This window comes from Frankia sp. BMG5.23 (assembly GCF_000685765.2).
Lineage (GTDB): Bacteria > Actinomycetota > Actinomycetes > Frankiales > Frankiaceae > Frankia > Frankia casuarinae.
Window position 1 is genome coordinate 106078 of record NZ_JDWE01000009.1, and the last position, 20399, is coordinate 126476.

Below are 20399 nucleotides of genomic sequence, written 5' to 3' on the forward strand. Positions count from 1 at the left end.
CCGCTCAGCCGAAACGGTCCATGGGCAACGAGCGGATGTCGTCCCGGGAACCAGCGAGTGGCCCGCCGGTAAGCCGTGGCTTACCCGGCTCCTCGTCAACCCGGATACTGCGCGGCAGGGGCATCGGAACCGGCAGTTCCGCCTCAGGCTCCGGCGCGAGCGCCGCCAGGCTGGTCGCCGCCCACAGGTCCACCTCGACGATGATCTCGCCGTTCTCCGAGGACATCCGCAGCCGTCCCCCGTGTACCTCGACGAGGCGTCGCACGACATAGAGCCCCATGCCGGCCCCGTCCGTGGGGCGGGTCGCCGTGCTGTCCCGCTGGGTGAACGGTTCGAAGAGCTGGCGGATGGTGTCGGGGTCGAGATCGGGCCCGGGATTGCGGACGCGCAGGACGACCTCGTCGCCCACCCGGCCGGCGATGAGCCGTACCGGCGCTCCCGGCCAGGAGTGCACCAGCGCGTTGTCGACGAGGTTCGCGACCACCTGGATGAGGGCCTGCCGGGCCATCCGCACCGGCAGCTCTGGCGGAAGATCCACCGTCACGCTGCTTGGCGACCCGGCGTACGAGAGCGTGGCGAGCACGTGCCGGACGACCTCCGGCAGATCGGCGATGGTGGTCTCGTCCGTGCCGGTGGCCGTGGCGGCCGTGAGCATGTTCTCCAGCAGGCGGGAGAGGCGATCGGAGTAGTTCACCGCCGCATCGAGCAGATCGTCGAGCTGGGTGTCCGAGAGCCGGTCGCGACGGCGCTTGATGGTCAGCAGGTTTCCGCGGATACCGGTCAGTGGCGTGCGGAACTCGTGCGACACCGTCGCAACCAGGTCGCTGCGGATCCTGTCGGTCTCCTCCAACCGGGCCATCAGGCTCTGCTGACCCTCGTAGAGCTGCTGCCGGTAGTGCTCCACCCGGCGGCGGGACTGCTCGTTGTAGTGCCAGAAGACCATCTGTGCGCAGGCAAGGGCGAAGATGAAGCCGGCGTGCAGGCCGGCCACCAGCCAGGCGTTGTCCAGCAACTCCCCGTCGGCCGAGATGATGTTGCCGATCGCCAGATTGGCGACGAACACGAAGGCGATCGCCAGCAGGTAGACGGTCCACTCCTCGTAGAGCGCGATCAATGCGACGACCACGAAGAAGTGAAAGTACATCGGGGTGAGGCCGCCCGAGAGATGGACGAGGACGACCGAACAGCACAACAGCCCGAGGCTGGCGGCCAGGGCACGGACCCGACGGCGGCCGGGCACCACCGCGGAGGCGAACAGCAGCGCCGGCAGACTGGCCGCCAGAAAGCCGTGCACGAGGCTCAGGTCGCGCCAGATCGCGTAACAGACGATGACCGGCGGGTGCATCGCCAGCACCAGGCACATCAACGTGTGACGGGCTGTCCAGTCCTCGATGGGCAGACCGCGGCCCTGGGGAAGCAGCGAGGTGATGCGCCGGGCAACTCCCGGCAGGACGTCCACCTGCTCCGGTGCCGATCCCGGCGGACGCAGCCGACCAGCATGGCGGGCGGCGCGCCCCACATGCGCACTACCATGCCGACGCCGTGCGCGTTCGGGTGTCGATGGACTGACGGTGGACATCCGCGCAAGTTTGTACCGATCCGGTGCTGGAGCACCATGGTTGTCAAGGGTGGTGTCGCATGGCGACAGTGCCCAGGTTTGACTAGGCCATCTGCACCACCTGGTACCGGGCTCAACGGAGCATGGCGCGGACCTCGCTCTCCCCGCCAGGCTGTGGTCCGCGGGGTGGCCCCGAGACGGCCCCCCATGGAGGAGGACACCGTGCCCTCAGTGGCCCTGACAGCCTCGACCGCTTCCGCGATCGCCCCGTCGACCGCGGGTCGGATCGGCCCGCCGCAGCCGGGTGCCACCGACGATCCCGCGCTGACCGCCGTCATGGCCCGAGCCGCGCGCCCCCAGCTGCGCCTGGTGGCCTCGACCCCGGACACCGAGATCGAAGTGGTCCACGGCCGCGGAGGCCCGGCGTCCTGCGGCTGCCGCGCGTGCACGATGGCCCGCCACCCCGCGGCCATGCTGCGGTTCGAGGTTGTGCGGTAGGCCCGGATCGCGCCCGACATGACGATGGCCCCCGGAGAGGAATCCGGGGGCCATCGATGGTCTTGGTGCGAGGGCGCATCTCTCACCCTCTGCGAAGAATCAAAGATAAAATCACTGTGTAGCCCCGACCGGATTCGAACCGGCGCTACCGCCTTGAGAGGGCGGCGTCCTGGGCCGCTAGACGACGGGGCCAAGACTCTGGTTCTTACTTACGCGCTTACGCGCGTATCACACCATACAGCCGTGTCACACTATACAGCATAGCGGCCAGTTTCAACCGAGCGGTAGATCTGGTGCAGCTGGGGTACCAGGACTCGAACCTAGACTAACGGAGCCAGAATCCGTTGGGCTGCCAATTACCCCATACCCCATGGGCCCTGTCCGGGCGCTGCCTACTGTACCTCATGCAGAGGGCACATCAGCGCGCCGGGGTGCCGATGTACGCCGGTCATCCCCGTCACGTCCCGTGGCTGGGGCATCGGGAACGACCGGCAGCCACCCGATCCACGGCCACCCGGCGGAGGATCGCACCGCGGGCGCTAGCGAGCCGTCACCGGGTTAGTGAGCGTCCCGATGCCCTCGACTGTCACCGCCACCGTCTGCCCCGGTGACATCGGCCCCACGCCCGCGGGCGTTCCGGTCAGCAGCACGTCGCCGGGTAGCAGCGTCATGGCCGACGACAGGTAGGCGATCAACGAGGGGACGTCGCGCAGCAGCAGGCCGGTTCGGGAGCTCTGGCGCAGTTCGCCGTCCAGGGTGGTGCGGATGGGCAGATCCGCCGGGTCGAGATCCGTCTCGATCCAGGGACCGAGGGGGCAGAAGGCGTCATGGCCCTTGGCCCGGGTCCACTGGCCGTCCGCCTTCTGCTGATCGCGAGCGGTCACGTCATTGGCGCAGGTGTAGCCGAGCACCACCTCGAAGGCCCGTTCCACCGGGACGTCACGGCACAGCCGGCCGATGACGATCGCCAGCTCGCCCTCGAAGTCGACCCGCTCGCTGTCCGACGGAAGGATGATCGGATCGCCCGGGCCGGCGACACTGGTGGAGGGCTTGAGGAAGAGGATCGGACGCTGCGGCGGGGTGTCACCGCCCATCTCCTGGACATGGTCGGCATAGTTCTTGCCCACGCAGAGCACCTTGCTCGGCAGCACGGGAGCGAGCAGCCGCACGTCGCCGAGCCCCCGGCGGACGCCGGTGAAGGAGAACGGACCGAACGGATGCGGGGTGATGCCGCGGATCACGGCCGTACCCGCCTCGATCGACCCCTCCACGACCCCGAACCCAGGCTCCGAACCATCGGTAAACCTCGCGATACGCACCCCCAAACCGTACCGAGCCCGCGGAAGGCGCTGACACGACCGGCCGGTGGGCGGCCCCGCCACGCCGCGGGTATGACTTGTATGACCGACATGACCACGGCCGGGGCCTGATCAGGTTCGCCAGAACGGTGACGAGTGACCGAGAATCAGGCCAGAATCCGCGCCTGGTCCACCGCCTGGTCCACCGCCTGGTCCACCAGCGGATGGCGGCCACCCGGTCCCGCTGTCCTGTACTGACCAGAGCCGACGCGGACGGCCGACATCACCGCGGAGCTACCCGGCAAGCTACCCGGCAGAGGACCGGCAGAAGAAAGGAAAGGAAGACGGTGAGCGAGACCGACACCACCCCCGTCTACGACGTCGGCGCACCCGAGCCGAAGCCGATCGACGAGGAGCTGAGCGTCAAACTGGGCCACCTGGCCGAAGACGCGATCCTGCGGGGTAAACCCAACGGCGACGAGCGGTGCGACAACTGCCTGTACTACCTGGACACCGACAAGGACATCGCCTACTGCTGGCACCCGAAGCTGCGCGTTCTGGTCGGCGGCGACTGGTGGTGCCAGTGGTGGGAGGAGATCCCGCAGGACTGACCGCACGTAGCCGGCGGACCGGCCCGCGGCGGCGGGCTGCTCCGCGGGCGATACGCCGGGCCCCACCCCCGGGCGCGGCCCGCCCGGGGGTGGGGCCCGGCGTCAGGGCGCGACCGGGTCCGGGCTCTCCCCCTGCCGCCGCAGTCCGTAGTCGACAGCGTCCTCCAGGGCCGCCCAGGAGGCTGCGATGATGTTCTCGTCCACGCCGATCGTGTCCCAGCGCTCGCGGCCGTCGCTGGTTCCCAGCAGGACCCGGGTCACCGCGCCGGTCCCCTGCTTGCCGTCGAGGATCCGAACCTTGTAGTCCACCAGGTCCAGATCGGCCAACCCCGGATACGCCTTCTCCAGCGCGTTGCGCAGTGCCGTGTCGAGAGCGTTGACCGGTCCGTTCCCCTCCGCCGTCGCGACGTGGCGTTCGCCGTGCGAGGTGAGCTTCACCGTCGCCTCGCTGGCCACCTCGCCGCCCGGACGCTGCTCGACGATGACGCGCCAGGATTCGAGGGTGTAGAACCGCTGCCGGCCGGTCACCTCGTCGCGCAGCAGGAGTTCGAAGGAGGCCTCCGCGGCCTCGTAGACGTATCCGGCTGCCTCCCGCTCCTTGACCAGGTCCACCACCCGTCCGAGCGCCTCACGCTGGTTCGACAGGTCGAGGCCGAGCTCACGGCCCTTCAGTTCGATGGTCGCCCGACCGGCGAGTTCCGAGACCAGCATCCTCATGTCACTGCCCACGACCGCCGGGTCGATGTGCTGGTACAGGTCCGGATCGACCTTGACGGCACTGGCGTGCAGGCCGGCCTTGTGCGCGAAGGCGCTGGCCCCGACGTACGGCCGGTGCGGGTCGGGCACGGAGTTGGTGACCTCGTCGATCGCGTGAGAGACCCGGACGAGCTCACGCAGCCGCCCGGGCGGCAGCACGGCCCGGTCCAACTTGGTCTCCAGGCCCGCGATGACGCTCAGCAGGTTGGCGTTCCCGCACCGCTCGCCGTAGCCGTTTGCGGTGCCCTGCACGTGGGTGACGCCGGCCTCCACCGCCACCAGGGTGTTCGCGACCGCGCAGTCGGCGTCGTCGTGGCAGTGGATACCGAGCCGGGCGCCGGTTGCGGCGAGGACATCGGCGACGACCGCGCCGATCCGCGTCGGGAGCATGCCGCCGTTCGTGTCGCACAGCACGACGACCTCGGCACCGGCCTCGGCCGCAACGGAGACGACCTCAAGAGCGTAGTCGGGATACACCCGATGGCCGTCGAAGAAGTGCTCGGCGTCAACGAACACCCGCTTTCCCTCCGCGCGCAGATGCGCGACGGTGTCCCGGATCATCGCGAGGTTCTCGGCCGGGGTGGTGCGCAGGGCACGTTCGACATGGCGCAGATCCGACTTGGCGACCAGGCAGACCACCGAGGTCCCCGCGTCCCGAAGCGCCGCCACCTGGGGGTCGTCCGCGGCGGCGCGGCCCGCCCGCCGGGTGGCCCCGAAGGCGGTCAGCACGGCGGTCGTCAGGTTCAGTTCGCCGCGCGCCCGGGTGAAGAACTCCGCGTCCTTCGGGTTCGATCCCGGCCAGCCGCCCTCGATGAAACCGACGCCGAGATCGTCCAGGTGACGGGCCACCGCGAGTTTGTCGCCGACCGAGAGCGACAGCCCCTCCTGCTGGGTACCGTCCCGCAATGTCGTGTCATAGACGTGCAGGGAATCGGGATCGTATGGCCGCACGGGGCGCCCCTCCGCAAGGATCTTGGGTCGTTCCGCCCCGGCCAAGCCGAGCGGTCCGGACAACCTCCGGCACGCCGAACCGAGCAGAGTTCGGGAACCTGGGGCCGCCACGCGCCCGGTCCCAGGGGTCAGCGACCGAAGCGCGCGACGGAGACGGGTTCGCCGCCGGGTGACAAGCCTACGATGTAACAGGCCCGACATGTGACGGGTGTGGCGTGCGCCATAGCGGAGGATCTCAGTCCCCCGCGAACCGACGTAGCCGGTCGACCTGCAGGATCGTGATGGTCTGACCTTCCGAGAGGATCCAGGTCCTCCGCTCGAACTCGCGCAACGCCTGGTTCACCGACTGGCGGGAACCGCCGAGCAGCGAGGCGATCTCGGTCTGTGTGAGGCCGAGTTCGATCACTGGACGCCCTGCCTCCCGCATCCGCAGCAGGAGCAACTTGGCCACGCGTCGCGGCAGATCGAGGAAGACGAGGTCGGCATTCGCTCCGGTGAGGCGTCGCACGTGCGCCACCAGTGCTCGGATGAGCTGCTCGGCGACGGCCGGTCGTTCCCGCACGAGTTCCCACACCGCGGTGCGGTCGAGAACCAGCGCGGTACTCGGTTCGAGCGCCTCGACGCCGGCGGACCGGGTCCCCCCTTCGACGATGTTGAGTTCTCCCAGGGTTTCCCGTGGCCCGACAATGTTCAAAACGTGATCACGGCCGTCATCGGCCTTCGTGAGCACCTTCAACCGTCCGGAGGCGACCACCAGAAGGGTGTCAGCGGGTTCGCCTTCCGTGAAGACAACCTGTCCACGCCGGAAACGTCGCGTGACGGCTCGTGTGGCGAGCCGCAACAGGTCCTCCTCCTGCAGTTCCTTCAGCAGCGTGGTCGCTCGGAGCAGGGCGACCGCCTCGTTGTCGTGCATGCGGTGACCGTAGCGCCGTCCGCCTGCCTCATGTTCCCCAACTACCCCGGACGACGGGATCGGATGCGGCGGCAGACCGCAAGCATTCCCGGCGTACGACACAGTCGACATCATACCGTAACATGATGACTACTCCAGCAACGTACCACGTCGCGCATGGAGAGGATTCCGGCTACGCCACCACCCGAGGTAACGATAAGGTGCCGAAAACCACCTCGCAGCATCGCGGCAGCCGCCTCGTCCAAGGACCACTCCGGATCCGCGAAGACGACATCGCGGGTGAGATGGTCACCCGCGATCTCGACATCCGGATCCTGAGCCGCGGCGATCGACCGCAGAACGTCCCGTTCGGTCAGGATCCCGTAGCCCTCGCTGTCCGCATCGTGGACGACCGCGGCACCGACCTTGCGCGCCGCCATCAGCCTCGCCGCCTGGCGAAGCGTGTGCCCCGGGCCGATCATGAGAACAAGGGAACTCATACCCTCCGAAACCCGCACGACGCCCTCCCGACGCTTGTGCATTCGTGAAAACTGCTACTCGCGACGGTAGGCCCTGCCTGCCGTGTTGACCAGAGCACACGATGCTTCGGCATGGGCATTATGTGAGCCCGGCCACGCGGGGCCGGGCTCACGGCCCTGGCCGGGACGCGGGGCAACGTGGAACGCCCGCGACGACGCCGGCCACGGCGTTATTGCTGGACGAACTCGTTCCACTCCTGGTATCGGTCCAGTTCCCCTCGGGTCGCGCGGTGGAAGATCTCCAGCAGCTCCCGGGTGACGGGGCCCGGCTTCCCGCTCCCGACCTGCCGGTCGTCCACCTCGACGATCGGCACGATCTCGGCCGCCGTGCCGGTGAAGAACGCCTCGTCAGCCAGATAGAGGTCGGTGCGCACGATGTGCTGCTCGATCACCTCGTACCCCTGGTCGGCGGCGATCCTCATGATCGAGGCGCGGGTGATGCCACCGAGCGGACCGTCCGTGAGGAGCGGAGTGATGACCTTGCGTCCGGAGACGATGAAGACGTTTTCCCCGGTGCCGTCGGCGATGTGGCCGTTGGGGCTGGTCAGAATTGCCTCGTCGTAACCGGCCTTGACCGCCGCGACCTTCGCCAGGGACGAGTTGAGGTACTGCCCGGACGCCTTGGCCGCCGGCGGCGTGATGTTCGGGTCGTTCCGCTTCCAGGAGGAGATCATCGCGCGGACGCCGTTCTCCTCCGCCTCCTCGCCAAGGTAGGCACCCCACGGCCACACCGCGATCATGACCTCGACAGGAGAGGGCAACGGATTGAGCCCCATCTCACCGTAACCGAGGTGGATCAGCGGCCGGATGTAGCAGGAGGCGATGTCGTTCACCGCGATGGTCTCCTTCGTCGCCGCGACGACCTGCTCCGGCGTGAAGGACGGCTCCATCACATAAATCTTGGCACTGCGGTAGAGACGGGCGATGTGGTCCGTCAGCCGGAACACGGCGGGCCCCTGGGCCGTCTCGTAGCAGCGGATGCCTTCGAACACACCCCACCCGTAGTGCAGGGTCGGGTTGAGCACGTGGATGCGGGCGTCGTCCCAGTCGACGAACTCTCCACTCATCCAGATCTTCGAGGTTGGGGTGATAGGCACGGCGACTCCAGGCCAAAGTGCGACGAAGCGAACAGGAGATGACGAATCCGCCGATCTTCGCCGTGGTGGGGCCCTGTCGGCTGCCGTCTTACCGGATCTACGGCTCCCGTAGAGAATAACCACGACGCACCTGGACCGGAAGGGCCCCGCGGCGATCAACCATCCGGCCTCCACCGGCGGCGTGGCGGGGTGACGAGAAGACCGGCGTGGCGGGGTGACGAGAAGACCGGCGTGACGAGAACTCAGCCCGCAGCCCGCGCGGCAAGGTCCTCGCCACGTTCCCGGGTCGACGGCTGGGCCGCTCCCGCGGCGGCACGATCCGCCAGGGAGGAGGCGACGGCGGCCTCGACCTTCGCCGCCTCCTCGGCGTGGCCGAGATGATCGAGTAGCATCGCCACCGAGGCGACGGTGGCCGTCGGGTCGGCGAGTTGCCTGCCGGCGATATCCGGGGCGCTGCCGTGCACGGGCTCGAACATGCTCGGGTGGACACCGGAGGGATCGAGGTTGCCACTGGCGGCCAGGCCGATCCCGCCGGTGATGGCCGCGCCGATGTCGGTGAGGATGTCACCGAACATGTTGTCCGTCACGACGACGTCGAACCGACCCGGATCGGTCACGAAGAACATCGAGGCCGCGTCCACGTGCTGGTAGTCGACGCGCACGTCGGGGAACTCGGGCGCCACCTCGGCCACGGTGCGCGACCACAGGTCGCCGGCCTTGGTCAGCACGTTGTTCTTGTGCACGAGAGTCAGGTGGCGACGCTCGCGTCGATCGGCCCGCCGGAACGCGTCGCGCACGACGCGCTCGACGCCGTACCGGGTGTTGAGGCTCTCCTCGGTCGCCACCTCATGGGGCGTCCCCTTCCGGAGCACACCCCCCGCGCCCGCGTACGGCCCCTCCGTGCCCTCCCGCACCACGATCATGTCGATGGCCGGATCTCCGGCCAGCGGCGAGCGGACTCCCGGATAGAGCCGCACCGGCCGGAGATTGACGTGATGGTCGAACTCGAACCGCAGCCGCAGCAGCAGGCCACGCTCGAGGACACCGCTGGGCACGCCGGGATCACCGACCGCCCCGAGCAGGATCGCGTCGTGACCGCGCAGTTCCTCCAGCACCGAGTCGGGCAGCGTCTCCCCGGTCTCGTGCCAGCGCCGGGCACCCAGGTCGTATTCGGTCGTGTCGACCTTGGGATGTACCGCGCGCAGCACCCGCAACCCCTCCGCCACCACCTCGGGGCCGATCCCGTCACCGCCAATCACCGCAAGCCTCATAGGCCGACTGTAGCGGCCGACCGCGGCCCCGCAGCGGTCCCACCCGGCCTGGCCCACCCGACCGGCGCCGATCCGGCACGGGGCCGGTCGGGGCCGCACGGGGCCGCTCACGACGGGCCGCCGCCCCGACGGCCGTCATCGTGCTCCCGAACGGCCGCGAACCACCCCCGAATGGCTGCTAACAGTAGCCATTCCATTACCTCAGTCCAACCTCAGCGCCGGAACGGCGCCTCACACCTCCGCATTCGATCACCTTGAGTAATCGTAGTGCACCACCTCGCCAAATAAAGTTCACCCTCGTTGTCGCTGGATTGATTTCCATCGGCCGACTCGGACTACTCGCACGCCTCGCGTCGGCACCCGAAAATCCTGGCGAGCAATGACCGTTTTGGCAACGGATCAACGATGAACGACGCCTCCGGCGCCCAGAAATCGCCGATCTTGCGTCGGGGACACGGGAAGGACGATGAACGGCAATCTGACCGCTACCCGCCGGTCACACAAAAGAGCGCAGAATTCACAACTCCGGACGGTACTCGCACCCGGCATCGCGGCCGGATGGTAAGAAACTCACTTACAGGACAGGTGCGACGTGCTTCGATGCGAGGGGGTGCACGGCGCATGATTACTCGGCAGCGGACTCCCGCGGGACCTCCGTCCAGCGACCGCCCCGATGTCGGCGACGCGGCTGTTTCGTCCGGTGGCGTGGCCGAGGGCAGGACGCTGCCCGCGGCCGATGGGGCGGGTCCCCTCGGCCGGTTGAAGAACGGCGACGGCGGTGGGACGCGTGGCGACGACCGGCCCGACCTGCGCCGAATTCTCGCCGACCCCGACGAACCCATGCTGTTCTTCCAGCCGATCGTGGATCTGCAACGGGGGGTCATCGCGGGGTATGAGGCGCTCGCCCGCTTCCACAGCCACCCGGCCCACCCGCCCGACCTCGTCTTCGCCGAGGCGGACCGGCTCGGGCTCGCGGCCCAGTTGGAGGCCCGTGTCCTCGCCGCCGCGCTGGAGGCGCGTGACCGGCTTCCCGACCGCTGCTTCCTCGCGGTCAACGTCCTGCCCCATCTGCTCACCGCACCAGAAGTCACGGCAATCTGGCAGCGCGCGGACCTGCGGCGCCTGGTCCTAGAACTCAACGAGGCAGTCGACCTCGACGCCACCACCGGCCTGACGACCACCGCGGGCGCACTGCGCAACCTCGGTGCGTTCGTGGCGATGGACGACGTCGGCTCGGGCTATGCCGGGTTGCGGCAGCTGGCGCGGATCCGCCCCGACTTCGTCAAGCTGGACCGCTCGCTCGTAGTCAACGTGGACGACGACCAGGTCAAGATCGCCCTCACCGAGCTGGTCGGCACCTTCGCCAGCCGGCTCAACGCCTGGGTCATCGCGGAGGGGGTCGAGCGGTTCGACGAGCTCGGAATGCTGGTCGCGCTGGGGGTTCCGCTCGGCCAGGGATTCCTGCTCGGGCGTCCCTCCCGGGCCTGGCAGCAGCTCGACCCAACCGTGGCTAGGCGTATCCGCCAGTTCTCGGAACGCAGCAACCACGCCGCGAGCATCGAGAGCCTGATGGAACAGGTCACGATCAGCATAGGTGACTCCGGTCGGTGCGCCATGTCCGCGGACTGTCCGTCCTGTCCCATGAGCGCCGCCCGGAACCGGGACGGTCTCGCGGCCGGCGATGATCCGGCCGGACCGGACGGTGACCGGACGCCTCGAGCGACCGTCATCGTCTCCAACCGATGCCGACCGGTCGCCCTGCATCTGTCCGGCGGCCCGGGCGGCGGCACGGAACCGCGCCGTGTTCCCACGACGCTCTTCGCGCGGCCCGAGGAGCCGGTGACCGAGGTCGCGCGTCGCGCCATGACGCGGGCCCGGGCCAGCCGATTCGATCCCGTGATAATCGTGACCGAGATGGGGCGCCCACTCGGCCTGGTACGGATGGAGCGTCTGATGCTACGGCTCGCGGAAATGTCCACATGAGGCGAAACCGCTATTGGACCGCGCAGGCGCTCATGTCGCCGAGCCCAGCGGCCAGGAGCCATTCCGCGTCGGCAGAGATCATCGTCCGGCACCCGAGCATGAAGCAATTCTACTGTGGTGCGATCATGCACGACTGCGAGACGCGCATGATCGCCCCCACCGAAGACGATCTTCTCCGTTCCGTCGACACCCACGCGAGAGTTGATCATGGTATGACGGATATCCCGGAGTCGATGCTGGACGAGGTCCGCCAGAATATCCACGACGTGGAACCGGCGGACCACCACGACTAACCAGCGCCACCACCACGACCAGCCCGCGCGGGCACCGAACGGTCCCGGGCAGCCCGGTTCACGGCACTCACCACGGCCCGCAGGGACGCCGTCACGATGTTGGCGTCGATCCCGACTCCCCAGAAGATCCGGTCGTCGACGGCCACCTCGAGGTACGCGGCCGCTCGCGCATCCGCTCCCGAGCCCAGGGCGTGCTCGTTGTAGTCCAGAATCCGCACGGTCAGATCGCGGCTGGCGAGCGCCGTGACGAATGCGTCAATGGGGCCGTTGCCGGTTCCCGTGATCACCGTGTCGGCCCCCTGGAAACGGACCGAGACGGAGACCTCGTCCCGATCGCCCGACGCCGCCGTCGTCCGGGAGCCCAGCAGTTCGAGCGGGCCGGACCCCTCCGCGCCGTCCAGGAAGTACTCGCTGCGGAAAATCGTCCAGAGTTCCTCGGCCGTCACCTCGCCGCCCGCGGAGTCGGTGTGGCGCTGTACGACACCGGAGAACTCGATCTGCAGCCGGCGCGGCAGGTCCAGGGAGTGCTCGGACTTCAGCAGGTATGCCACCCCTCCCTTGCCGGACTGACTGTTCACCCGGATCACCGCCTCGTAGGAGCGGCCGACGTCCTTCGGGTCGATCGGCAGGTAGGGCACCTCCCAGCGGGTCTGGCCGGTGCGCTCCATGGCCTCGAAACCCTTCTTGATGGCGTCCTGATGGGAGCCGGAGAAGGCGGTGTAGACGAGGTCGCCGCCGTAGGGATGACGGGGATGGACGGGCAGTTGGTTGCAGTACTCCACCGCGCGTCGGATCCCGTCGATGTCCGAGAAATCGATCATCGGGTCGATCCCCTGCGAGAACAGGTTCATCCCCAGCGTGACCAGGCAGACGTTTCCGGTCCGTTCCCCATTGCCGAACAGGCAGCCCTCGACCCGGTCGGCGCCGGCCAGCACACCCAGTTCCGCCGCGGCGACCGCGCAGCCCCGGTCGTTGTGCGGGTGCAGGGACAGCACGACGGCATCCCGGCGGGTCAGGTTCCGCCCGACCCATTCGATCTGGTCGGCGTAGACGTTCGGGGTCGACATCTCGACCGTCGCCGGCAGGTTCAGCACGACCGGACGCTGCGGGGTCGGCGCCCACACGTCCATGACTGCCTCGCACACCTCCACCGCGTAGTCGAGTTCGGTGCCGGTGAACGACTCCGGGCTGTACTGCCAGCGCACATCGGTGCCGTCCAGTAGTTTCTCGGCGTACTGGGCACACCACCGAGCGCCCTGCACCGCGATCTCGGTCACCCCCGCCCGATCAAGACCGAACACCACCCGCCGCTGCAACGTGGATGTCGAGTTGTACAGGTGGATCAGCGCCCGGTCCGCGCCGACCAGCGACGCGGCCGTGCGCTCGATCAGGTCCTCCCGCGCCTGCGTCAGGACCTGGATGACGACGTCGTCCGGGATGCGATCTGATTCGATCAGCTGCCGGATGAAGTCGAAGTCGGTCTGGCTGGCCGCCGGGAACCCGACCTCGATCTCCTTGTACCCCATCGCCACCAGCAGCTCGAACATCTGCATCTTGCGGGCGGGGGTCATCGGGTCGATCAGTGCCTGGTTACCGTCGCGCAGATCGACACTGCACCATTGCGGGGCGCGAGTGATCGTCCGCTCGGGCCAGGCCCGGTCGGGAAGTGAGACGGGGACGAACGGACGGTACTTCTCGACCGGCATGCCGGACGGCTGCTGCGTGGTCATTCCTGCTCCTGCTTCCTCGAAGGAGTCCCCCGCGACCGTGATCACACGGTTCGCGACGTGGGTGACTGGATGCCGGAGGATCCGCGGAGAATCAGCAGAGGAGCGTCAGGTCGCACCTGGACGCTGGACCGCCGGATGGCGAGGATCCCGACGCTGACACACGAAAACACCGCGACGGGGAAGCCAGCTCAGGTATCAGGCCCCGCCGCGGCGGCTAAGGAGAAGCAGCGCACGCATCGCGCACCAACATTACCGGATGTTCGGCCGACCGCGAGGAAACTCCGGTGCCGCGACGGCGCCGGGGACACGGAACTGACCGCTGCGGGGCCGCAGGTCGTCGGTGCGCACGGTGCACACGGCCGCGTGCGCACCGAGCTGCCAGCTGGGTTCGGACGGGTAGATCGTGCCAACGGTGCGGTGCGGAGTGCTGTCGACGGTTCCGGGGAACTCGCGCAGTGCTCCGGCACAGCGCTCGTCCGTCACCTCGGCGACCACCGACGCGCCAGGCCAGCGATGGAAGAGCACCGCCAGGTCGACCATCCGGGTGACCTCGTCGATATGGGGCTCCCGGCAGCTCACCCGGACGGGCACCACCGGATCGACCGAGGCGGGCGAGCCCGCCGGATACGGGGTCCAGTTCAGGCAGTCACCCGGCCGCAGGGCCGCGAGCAGGTCCGGCCTGATCCCAAAGCCGGCGGGGGGACCGGTCAGCGTGCCGGTGGCAGCCGGTACGGCGGTCTGCTTGGTGGCCGCGGAGGACCCCGACGACGTGGTCGGCACCAGCCGTGCGGCGGTCGGGCTGGTCCGGTTCGCCGTCTGCCGCAGGGCGACGACGGTGATGGTGATCATCCCGACGATGATGGCCATGAACGTGACCATTCGCGCGATCTGGCGGGGGCGGCCCGGTGGTCTGGGCGGCGCCACCAGCCGATGGAAAAAGCCGGGCAGACCCCGGGAAGCTGGGACGACCTGACAGCGACTGGAAGCCGGCCGGCCGTGCTGCCGGCTGCGCTCGGCCGCGGACGGTTCGAGAAACCGGGCTCCGCGGACGAATCGCTCATCCAGGCGAAGCCCCTCGAACGGGTCCTGATGCCGCGACGCCATGCTAGCCACGGTAAACCCGGCACCACGACTACGGCGCGCGTTCCACGGAAAGATCACCTGGATCACGTCCCCACGCCACCGCTACCCGTACCCAATCGATCGCCTACCGTTGAGATCGCCCGCAGCTACCCCTGGTAAACCCCATCCAGCCCAGGTAATCCACGGCAACCCGAGGAACACCCCGGACCACCGAAGGCCCCCACGACTCCCCCCGCAAAATCGCCGAAGGTGCCTTTGCGGAGACCCCACACGGTGGCGAAGCCACCGTGTGGGGAAGGGGTCAGTCGCTGCTGATGCTTACGGCCCTGGCGTAGGAAGCGCCGATGATCTTCGCGATCTCGGCCAGGATGTCGGGGGCGACCGCGTCGTCGAGCGACAGCGACATCAACGCCTCGCCGCCGGCCTGCAGGCGGCTGACCTGCGCACTGGCGATGTTGATGTGCGCCTCGCCGAGCAGGGCACCGACCGCGCCGACGATCCCCGGCCGGTCCTCGTAGCGGAAGAACGCCAGATGCGCCTCGGGCCGGATGTCGACCTCGAACCCGTCGATCGCGGTGATCTTCTCGACCTGCCGCGAGCCGACAAGCGTGCCGCTCACCGACACGGGCGTGCCGTCGGCGAGGACTCCTCGCACAGTCACGAGGTTGTGATAGTCGGGGCTGTCCTCGGCGGTCTCCAAGGCCACGTCGACCCCGCGCTCCTTGGCCAGCAGCGGCGCGTTGACGTAGGTGACCTGCTCCTCGGTCACGTCGGTGAACACACCCTTGAGCACCGCGAGCTGCAACACCGAGACGTCGTGCACGGCGATCTCGCCACGCACCTCGACAGTGATCGCGGCGGCCAGGCTGCCCGCGAGGCCGGAGAAGAGCTGCCCGAGTTTCTCCGCGAGCGGAAGACCCGGCCGGAGGTCCTCGGCCACGACGCCACCGGCCTGCACGTTGACCGCGTCGGGCACGAACTCGCCCTGCAGCGCCAGCCGCACCGAGCGGGCGACGGCGAGCCCGGCCTTGTCCTGCGCCTCCTGGGTGGACGCGCCAAGGTGGGGGGTGACGACGACGTTGTCGAGCCCGAACAGCGGGGAGGCCGTCGTGGGCTCCTTGGCGAAGACGTCGATGCCCGCACCGCCGACCTGACCGGAGCGGACCGCCTCGGCGAGCGCCGCCTCGTCAACGAGGCCGCCGCGCGCCGCGTTGACGATGATGACACCGGGCCTGGTCCGGGCCAGCTCGTCGGTGCCGATCAGACCGAGCGTCTCCGGCGTCTTGGGCAGATGGATCGTGATCACGTCACTCTGCCGAAGCAGCTCGTCGAGGTCGACGAGGGTCACGCCGTGCTGCGCGGCACGGGCCACCGACACGTACGGGTCGTAGGCGATGACCTTCATCCCGAAGCCGGCGAGCCGCTGCGCCACGAGCACGCCGATCCGCCCGAGGCCGACGACGCCGGCCGTCTTCTCCACGAGTTCGACACCGACGTACTTCGAGCGCTTCCACTCGCCGCCGCGCAGTGCCTCGCTGGCCGCGGGAACCCGCCGGGCGACGGCGAGCAGCAGCGCGATCGCATGCTCGGCCGCACTGACGATGTTCGACTGCGGCGCGTTGACCACCATGACACCGCGCTGGGTGGCGGCGGCGACGTCGACGTTGTCCAGCCCGATGCCGGCCCGGGCGACGACCTTGAGCTTTCCCGCGGTGGCGAGCACCTCGGCGTCGATCTTGGTGGCCGACCGGACGATCACGGCATCGACGTCGGCGATGGCGGGCAGCAACGCGGACCGGTCGGCACCGTCAACGTGACGAACCTCGAAGTCCCCGGACAGCACCTCCAGCCCGGCCGGTGAGAGCTCCTCGGCAACGAGTACGACAGGCACTGGACCTCTCCTAGCGACCTCGGGTCAGACCGGGAGGCGACGCGGAACGAGGCGTGATCACGTGGCCTTCGGCCTGGCGATGATGAACGTGGATACTGCGGACACCGCACGAGGCGGCGGGCCCAGCCTACCGACGCCCGCCGTGGACTCCGAGCCCTTTCCGCCGACCGACGGCGACGGCGTGCCCGGCACCCGGACGGGGACGGCCCGCACCCGGGGACGGCGGCAGCGCACCACGGCCGCCCCCGAGAGGGCACGATCCGCCCGACGACCCGCGGGACCTACCTGGCGATCCAGAAATCAGGCGATCCAAGACATCATCGGCCGGAGCTTCGCGCCGACCTGCTCGATCGGGTGCTGCTTGCCCTCCGCCACGAGCTTGGTGAAATTCGGCCGACCGTTGTCGTCTTCGGCCACCCACTCGCGAGCGAACGCGCCGTCACGGATCTCGTCGAGGATCTTGCGCATCTCGGCCTTCACGGCGGGGGTGATGACGCGCGGGCCACGCGTGACATCGCCGTACTCCGCGGTGTCCGAGATCGAGTACCGCATCTGGGAGATGCCGCCCTCGTACATCAGGTCGACGATGAGCTTGAGCTCGTGCAGGCACTCGAAGTAGGCGACCTCCGGGGTGTAGCCCGCCTCGACGAGGGTCTCGAAGCCGGCCTGCACGAGCGCGCTGGCGCCGCCGCAGAGCACGGCCTGCTCGCCGAACAGGTCGGTCTCGGTCTCCTCGGTGAAGGTGGTCCTCAGCGCACCGGCCCGGGTGCCACCGATGCCCTTGGCGTAGGCCAGCGCGACGGCCAGCGCGTTGCCGCTCGCGTCGGCCTCCACCGCGACGAGGACGGGAACGCCCTTGCCCTCCTCGAACACCCGCCGCACCAGGTGACCCGGCCCCTTCGGAGCGACCATGAACACGTCGACGCCGGCCGGCGGCTCGATGAGCCCGTAGCGGATGTTGAAACCGTGCCCGAACGCCAGCGCCTTGCCCGCGGTGAGGTGCGGGGCGATGGACTCCGCGTAGATCGTGCGATGGGTGGTGTCCGGAGTGAGCAGCATGATGATGTCGGCCTCGGCGGACGCCTCCGCCGGAGTGAGGACCCGCAGGCCCTCTTCCTCGGCCCTGGCCCGGCTGCGGCTGTCCGCCGGCAGGCCGACCCGCACGTCGACGCCACTGTCGCGCAGGTTCAGCGCGTGCGCGTGGCCCTGGCTGCCGTAGCCGATGACGGCGACCTTACGGTCGGCCAGGACGTCCAGCGAGGCGTCGTCGTCGTAGTAGATCTCGACCATCGTGGGGAATCTCCTCGTTGAGTGGATGGGAAAAAGACGCGCGACGGTCCCGGTCAGGCCGGACGGTCGACTGCTCGCAGGCTGCGATCGGTGATCGAACGCGATCCGCGGCCGAGTGCCACCAGGCCGGACTGGACCAGTTCCCGGATTCCGAACGGCTCCAGCATGCGGATGAGGGCGTCCAGCTTGTCGCGGGTTCCCGTCGCCTCGATGGTGACGGCGTCCTGGGCGACGTCGACCACCTTGGCACGGAACAGGGCGACCGTCTCGAGGACCTGGGATCGCACCGACAGGTCGGCGCGCACCTTCACGAGCATCAGCTCACGTTGCACCGAGGCGGAGGTGTCCATCTCGACGATCTTCAAAACATTGATCAGCTTGTTGAGCTGCTTGGTCACCTGTTCCAGCGGCAGGTCCTCCACGACGACGACGATCGTCATCCGGGAGATGTCAAGCTGCTCGGTCGGCCCGACCGCGAGTGACTCGATGTTGAACCCGCGCCGGGAGAACAGGCCCGAGACCCGGGCCAGCACCCCGGGCTTGTTCTCCACCAGCACGGACAGGGTATGGCGGGTCATCAGATGTTCACCTCGGCGTCGCCGGAGTAGTCGAAGTCCGGCGCGGTGTCGCGCGCGATGCGGATGTCGTCGTTGCTGGCGCCGGCGGCGACCATCGGCCACACCATGGCGTCGGGATGCACGACGAAGTCCACCACGACCGGGGCGTCGTCGATCGCCATCGCCTTCTCGATCGTCGCGTCGACATCCGCCGCCGTCTCGCAGCGCAGCCCGACGCAGCCCAACGCCTCGGCCAGCCGGACGAAGTCGGGCACCCGCACCCTCCTGGACGCCCCTGAGCCCCGCCCAGACGCCCCTGCGCCGCCGGTCCGCGGGGAGTCCGGGTGCGTCCCGAGCTCCGTGTTGGAGTACCGCTTGTCGTAGAAGAGGGTCTGCCACTGGCGGACCATGCCGAGCGACCCGTTGTTGATGACGGCAACCTTGATCGGGATTCCCTCCAGCGCGCAGGTCGCAAGCTCCTGGTTGGTCATCTGGAAGCAGCCGTCACCGTCGACGGCCCACACCGTGGCGTCGGGGCGGCCGACCCTGGCGCCCATCGCGGCCGGCACGGCGTAGCCCATCGTGCCGGCGCCGCCGGAGTTCAGCCAGGTGTAGGGGTTCTCGTAGGAGATGAACTGCGCGGCCCACATCTGGTGCTGCCCGACGCCGGCGGCGAAGATGGTCTCCGGTCCCGCGATCTTCCCGAGCCGCTCGATGACGTACTGCGGGGCCAGCGAGCCGTCAGCCGGCTGGTCGTAGCCCAGCGGGTAGGTCCGGCGCCAGCCGTCCAGCGTCCGCCACCAGGCGGCGAGGTCCGGCCGCTCCTCCAGGACGAGCGCGGCGACGAGCTCGTTGATCACATCACGGCAGTCACCGACGATCGGTACGTCCGCGGTCCGGTTCTTGCCGATCTCGGCCGGGTCGATGTCGGCGTGAATGACCGCGGCACCGGGCGCGAAGGAGGACAGCCTGCCGGTCACCCGGTCATCGAAGCGGGCCCCGAGAGTGATCAGCAGATCCGCCTTCTGCAACGCGGTCACCGCGGCGACCGACCCGTGCATGCCGGGCATGCCCAGGTGCTGGGGATGGGAGTCGGGGAAGGCGCCGCGGGCCATGAGGGTGGTGACCACCGGGATGCCGGTGAGCTCCGCCAGTGTCCGCAGCTCCGCGGCAGCGCGGGCCCTGAGCACTCCCCCACCGATATAGAGCACCGGACGCCGGGCAGCACTGATCATCTTCGCCGCCTCCCGCACCTGCTTGCCGTGCGGGCGGGTGACCGGACGATAACCGGGCAGGTCGAGAGCCGGCGGCCAGACATCGTGCGGCAGCACGGAGGTGGCCGACTGCAGGATGTCCTTGGGCAGGTCGACGAGCACCGGTCCGGGCCGGCCCGTCGCCGCCAGGTGGAACGCCTCCGCGATGATCCGCGGGATGTCGTCGGCGGACTGGACCAGGAAGTTGTGCTTGGTGATCGGCAGGGTGATGCCGCAGATGTCCGCCTCCTGGAAGGCGTCGGTCCCGATCGAGGGACTGGGGACCTGCCCGGTGACGGCCACGATCGGCACCGAGTCCATGTAGGCGTCGGCGATCGGAGTCACCAGGTTGGTCGCCCCCGGCCCCGACGTCGCCATGCACACCCCGACCCGCCCGGTGGCCTGCGCGTACCCCTCGGCCGCATGACCCGCGCCCTGCTCGTGCCGGACAAGGACATGTCGCACCCGGGTGGAGTCGAACAGTGGATCATATGCGGGCAGGATCGCGCCGCCGGGGATGCCGAAGACCACATCGGCTCCGACCGCTTCAAGGGAGTGGACGAGCGACTGGGCTCCGGTGATCTCTCGTGTCATCTGGTCGTCTTCCTTGACAGGCCGGGGATGTACGTGGCACGTGGCAATCTCGGCTGGCACTGCGGGACCGGCGGGACCGGGCCCGCCGGGCACGGCTCTGCCAGCTGAGCACGACCACGCAGGCTTGGCACGAGGCAGTGCTCACTGCACGAAAAAGCCCCTCGTGCCGAGGCACTGAGGGGCGGCGCACAGGTCGACGTCGTCGACTATGCACGCTCTGAGCGTACGAGAATCCCGAGATGCACGGTTCTACC

General features: G+C 68.8%; 17 protein-coding genes and 2 tRNA genes. 4 read left to right on the top strand and 15 right to left on the bottom strand.

The window, feature by feature from the left end; all coding sequences use genetic code 11:
• Positions 1-4: 4 nt before the first annotated feature.
• Positions 5-1579, bottom strand: coding sequence for an ATP-binding protein (locus BMG523DRAFT_RS06750; protein WP_043590672.1), 1575 nt, complete (start codon positions 1577-1579; stop codon positions 5-7).
• Positions 1580-1780: 201 nt separating this feature from the next.
• Here BMG523DRAFT_RS06750 and BMG523DRAFT_RS06755 point away from each other — a divergent pair, with 201 nt between their 5' ends.
• A complete protein-coding gene (locus tag BMG523DRAFT_RS06755; RefSeq protein ID WP_023840241.1) occupies positions 1781-2056 on the top strand; it encodes a hypothetical protein in 276 nt (91 codons plus the stop codon).
• 119 nt (positions 2057-2175) lie between these two features.
• On the opposite strand, the gene BMG523DRAFT_RS06760 is transcribed toward BMG523DRAFT_RS06755, so the two are convergent.
• From BMG523DRAFT_RS06760 to BMG523DRAFT_RS06770, 3 genes are all read right to left on the bottom strand, one after another.
• A tRNA-Glu gene (locus BMG523DRAFT_RS06760) sits at positions 2176-2248 on the bottom strand.
• A 107-nt stretch (positions 2249-2355) separates the two neighbouring features.
• A tRNA-Gln gene (locus BMG523DRAFT_RS06765) sits at positions 2356-2427 on the bottom strand.
• Positions 2428-2595: 168 nt separating this feature from the next.
• On the bottom strand, positions 2596-3375 hold the full coding sequence (locus BMG523DRAFT_RS06770; RefSeq protein WP_035941105.1) for a fumarylacetoacetate hydrolase family protein: 780 nt from the start codon (positions 3373-3375) through the stop codon (positions 2596-2598).
• A 326-nt stretch (positions 3376-3701) separates the two neighbouring features.
• On the opposite strand from BMG523DRAFT_RS06770, the gene BMG523DRAFT_RS06775 reads away from it, so the two are divergent.
• The gene (locus tag BMG523DRAFT_RS06775) at positions 3702-3965 is read left to right on the top strand and encodes a hypothetical protein (RefSeq protein ID WP_011438003.1); all 264 of its coding nucleotides are present in this window, start codon (positions 3702-3704) and stop codon (positions 3963-3965) included.
• A gap of 102 nt (positions 3966-4067) precedes the next feature.
• On the opposite strand, the gene cimA is transcribed toward BMG523DRAFT_RS06775, so the two are convergent.
• From cimA to BMG523DRAFT_RS06800, 5 genes are all read right to left on the bottom strand, one after another.
• A complete protein-coding gene (cimA, locus tag BMG523DRAFT_RS06780) occupies positions 4068-5672 on the bottom strand; it encodes a citramalate synthase (protein WP_023840242.1) in 1605 nt (534 codons plus the stop codon).
• A 235-nt stretch (positions 5673-5907) separates the two neighbouring features.
• Complete coding sequence (locus tag BMG523DRAFT_RS06785) at positions 5908-6585, bottom strand: Crp/Fnr family transcriptional regulator (RefSeq protein WP_035731281.1); 678 nt, start codon at positions 6583-6585, stop codon at positions 5908-5910.
• Between the two features lie 110 nt (positions 6586-6695).
• Entirely contained in the window at positions 6696-7082 is a 387-nt protein-coding gene (locus BMG523DRAFT_RS06790) for a cyclic nucleotide-binding/CBS domain-containing protein (protein ID WP_023840243.1), read from the bottom strand.
• Positions 7083-7273: 191 nt separating this feature from the next.
• Positions 7274-8200: a branched-chain-amino-acid transaminase gene (ilvE, locus tag BMG523DRAFT_RS06795; RefSeq protein WP_011438007.1), complete on the bottom strand. Its 927-nt coding sequence runs from the start codon at positions 8198-8200 to the stop codon at positions 7274-7276.
• Between the two features lie 242 nt (positions 8201-8442).
• The gene (locus tag BMG523DRAFT_RS06800; protein ID WP_011438008.1) at positions 8443-9471 is read right to left on the bottom strand and encodes a 3-isopropylmalate dehydrogenase; all 1029 of its coding nucleotides are present in this window, start codon (positions 9469-9471) and stop codon (positions 8443-8445) included.
• Between the two features lie 621 nt (positions 9472-10092).
• On the opposite strand from BMG523DRAFT_RS06800, the gene BMG523DRAFT_RS06805 reads away from it, so the two are divergent.
• Positions 10093-11454: an EAL domain-containing protein gene (locus BMG523DRAFT_RS06805; protein ID WP_011438009.1), complete on the top strand. Its 1362-nt coding sequence runs from the start codon at positions 10093-10095 to the stop codon at positions 11452-11454.
• Entirely contained in the window at positions 11451-11747 is a 297-nt protein-coding gene (locus tag BMG523DRAFT_RS06810) for a DUF1059 domain-containing protein (RefSeq protein WP_011438010.1), read from the top strand. The genes BMG523DRAFT_RS06805 and BMG523DRAFT_RS06810 overlap by 4 nt, the downstream gene beginning before the upstream one ends.
• Here BMG523DRAFT_RS06810 and leuA read toward each other — a convergent pair.
• The 6 genes from leuA to BMG523DRAFT_RS06840 all read right to left on the bottom strand — a co-directional run bounded on the left by leuA (position 11744) and on the right by BMG523DRAFT_RS06840 (position 20193).
• The gene (leuA, locus tag BMG523DRAFT_RS06815) at positions 11744-13477 is read right to left on the bottom strand and encodes a 2-isopropylmalate synthase (RefSeq protein WP_011438011.1); all 1734 of its coding nucleotides are present in this window, start codon (positions 13475-13477) and stop codon (positions 11744-11746) included. The genes BMG523DRAFT_RS06810 and leuA overlap by 4 nt on opposite strands.
• 249 nt (positions 13478-13726) lie before the next feature.
• The gene (locus tag BMG523DRAFT_RS06820; RefSeq protein ID WP_232235001.1) at positions 13727-14344 is read right to left on the bottom strand and encodes a septum formation family protein; all 618 of its coding nucleotides are present in this window, start codon (positions 14342-14344) and stop codon (positions 13727-13729) included.
• A gap of 517 nt (positions 14345-14861) precedes the next feature.
• Positions 14862-16451, bottom strand: a complete 1590-nt coding sequence (gene serA / locus BMG523DRAFT_RS06825) for a phosphoglycerate dehydrogenase (protein WP_011438013.1) — start codon at positions 16449-16451, stop codon at positions 14862-14864.
• Between the two features lie 300 nt (positions 16452-16751).
• Complete coding sequence (ilvC, locus tag BMG523DRAFT_RS06830) at positions 16752-17741, bottom strand: ketol-acid reductoisomerase (RefSeq protein ID WP_011438014.1); 990 nt, start codon at positions 17739-17741, stop codon at positions 16752-16754.
• A 53-nt stretch (positions 17742-17794) separates the two neighbouring features.
• A complete protein-coding gene (gene ilvN, locus BMG523DRAFT_RS06835; protein ID WP_011438015.1) occupies positions 17795-18319 on the bottom strand; it encodes an acetolactate synthase small subunit in 525 nt (174 codons plus the stop codon).
• Positions 18319-20193, bottom strand: a complete 1875-nt coding sequence (locus tag BMG523DRAFT_RS06840; protein WP_255353852.1) for an acetolactate synthase large subunit — start codon at positions 20191-20193, stop codon at positions 18319-18321. The genes ilvN and BMG523DRAFT_RS06840 overlap by 1 nt, the downstream gene beginning before the upstream one ends.
• Positions 20194-20399 lie beyond the last annotated feature (206 nt).

Bases quoted from the DNA above. Each gene is read 5' to 3' on its own strand.
- BMG523DRAFT_RS06785 (WP_035731281.1), bottom strand. From the start codon at position 6,585: ATGCACGACAACGAGGCGGTCGCCCTGCTCCGAGCGACCACGCTGCTG.
- ilvC (WP_011438014.1), bottom strand. From the start codon at position 17,741: ATGGTCGAGATCTACTACGACGACGACGCCTCGCTGGACGTCCTGGCC.
- BMG523DRAFT_RS06800 (WP_011438008.1), bottom strand. From the start codon at position 9,471: ATGAGGCTTGCGGTGATTGGCGGTGACGGGATCGGCCCCGAGGTGGTG.
- BMG523DRAFT_RS06810 (WP_011438010.1), top strand. From the start codon at position 11,451: ATGAGGCGAAACCGCTATTGGACCGCGCAGGCGCTCATGTCGCCGAGC.
- BMG523DRAFT_RS06750 (WP_043590672.1), bottom strand. From the start codon at position 1,579: ATGTCCACCGTCAGTCCATCGACACCCGAACGCGCACGGCGTCGGCAT.
- BMG523DRAFT_RS06805 (WP_011438009.1), top strand. From the start codon at position 10,093: ATGATTACTCGGCAGCGGACTCCCGCGGGACCTCCGTCCAGCGACCGC.
- ilvN (WP_011438015.1), bottom strand. From the start codon at position 18,319: ATGACCCGCCATACCCTGTCCGTGCTGGTGGAGAACAAGCCCGGGGTG.
- BMG523DRAFT_RS06820 (WP_232235001.1), bottom strand. From the start codon at position 14,344: ATGGCCATCATCGTCGGGATGATCACCATCACCGTCGTCGCCCTGCGG.
- leuA (WP_011438011.1), bottom strand. From the start codon at position 13,477: ATGACCACGCAGCAGCCGTCCGGCATGCCGGTCGAGAAGTACCGTCCG.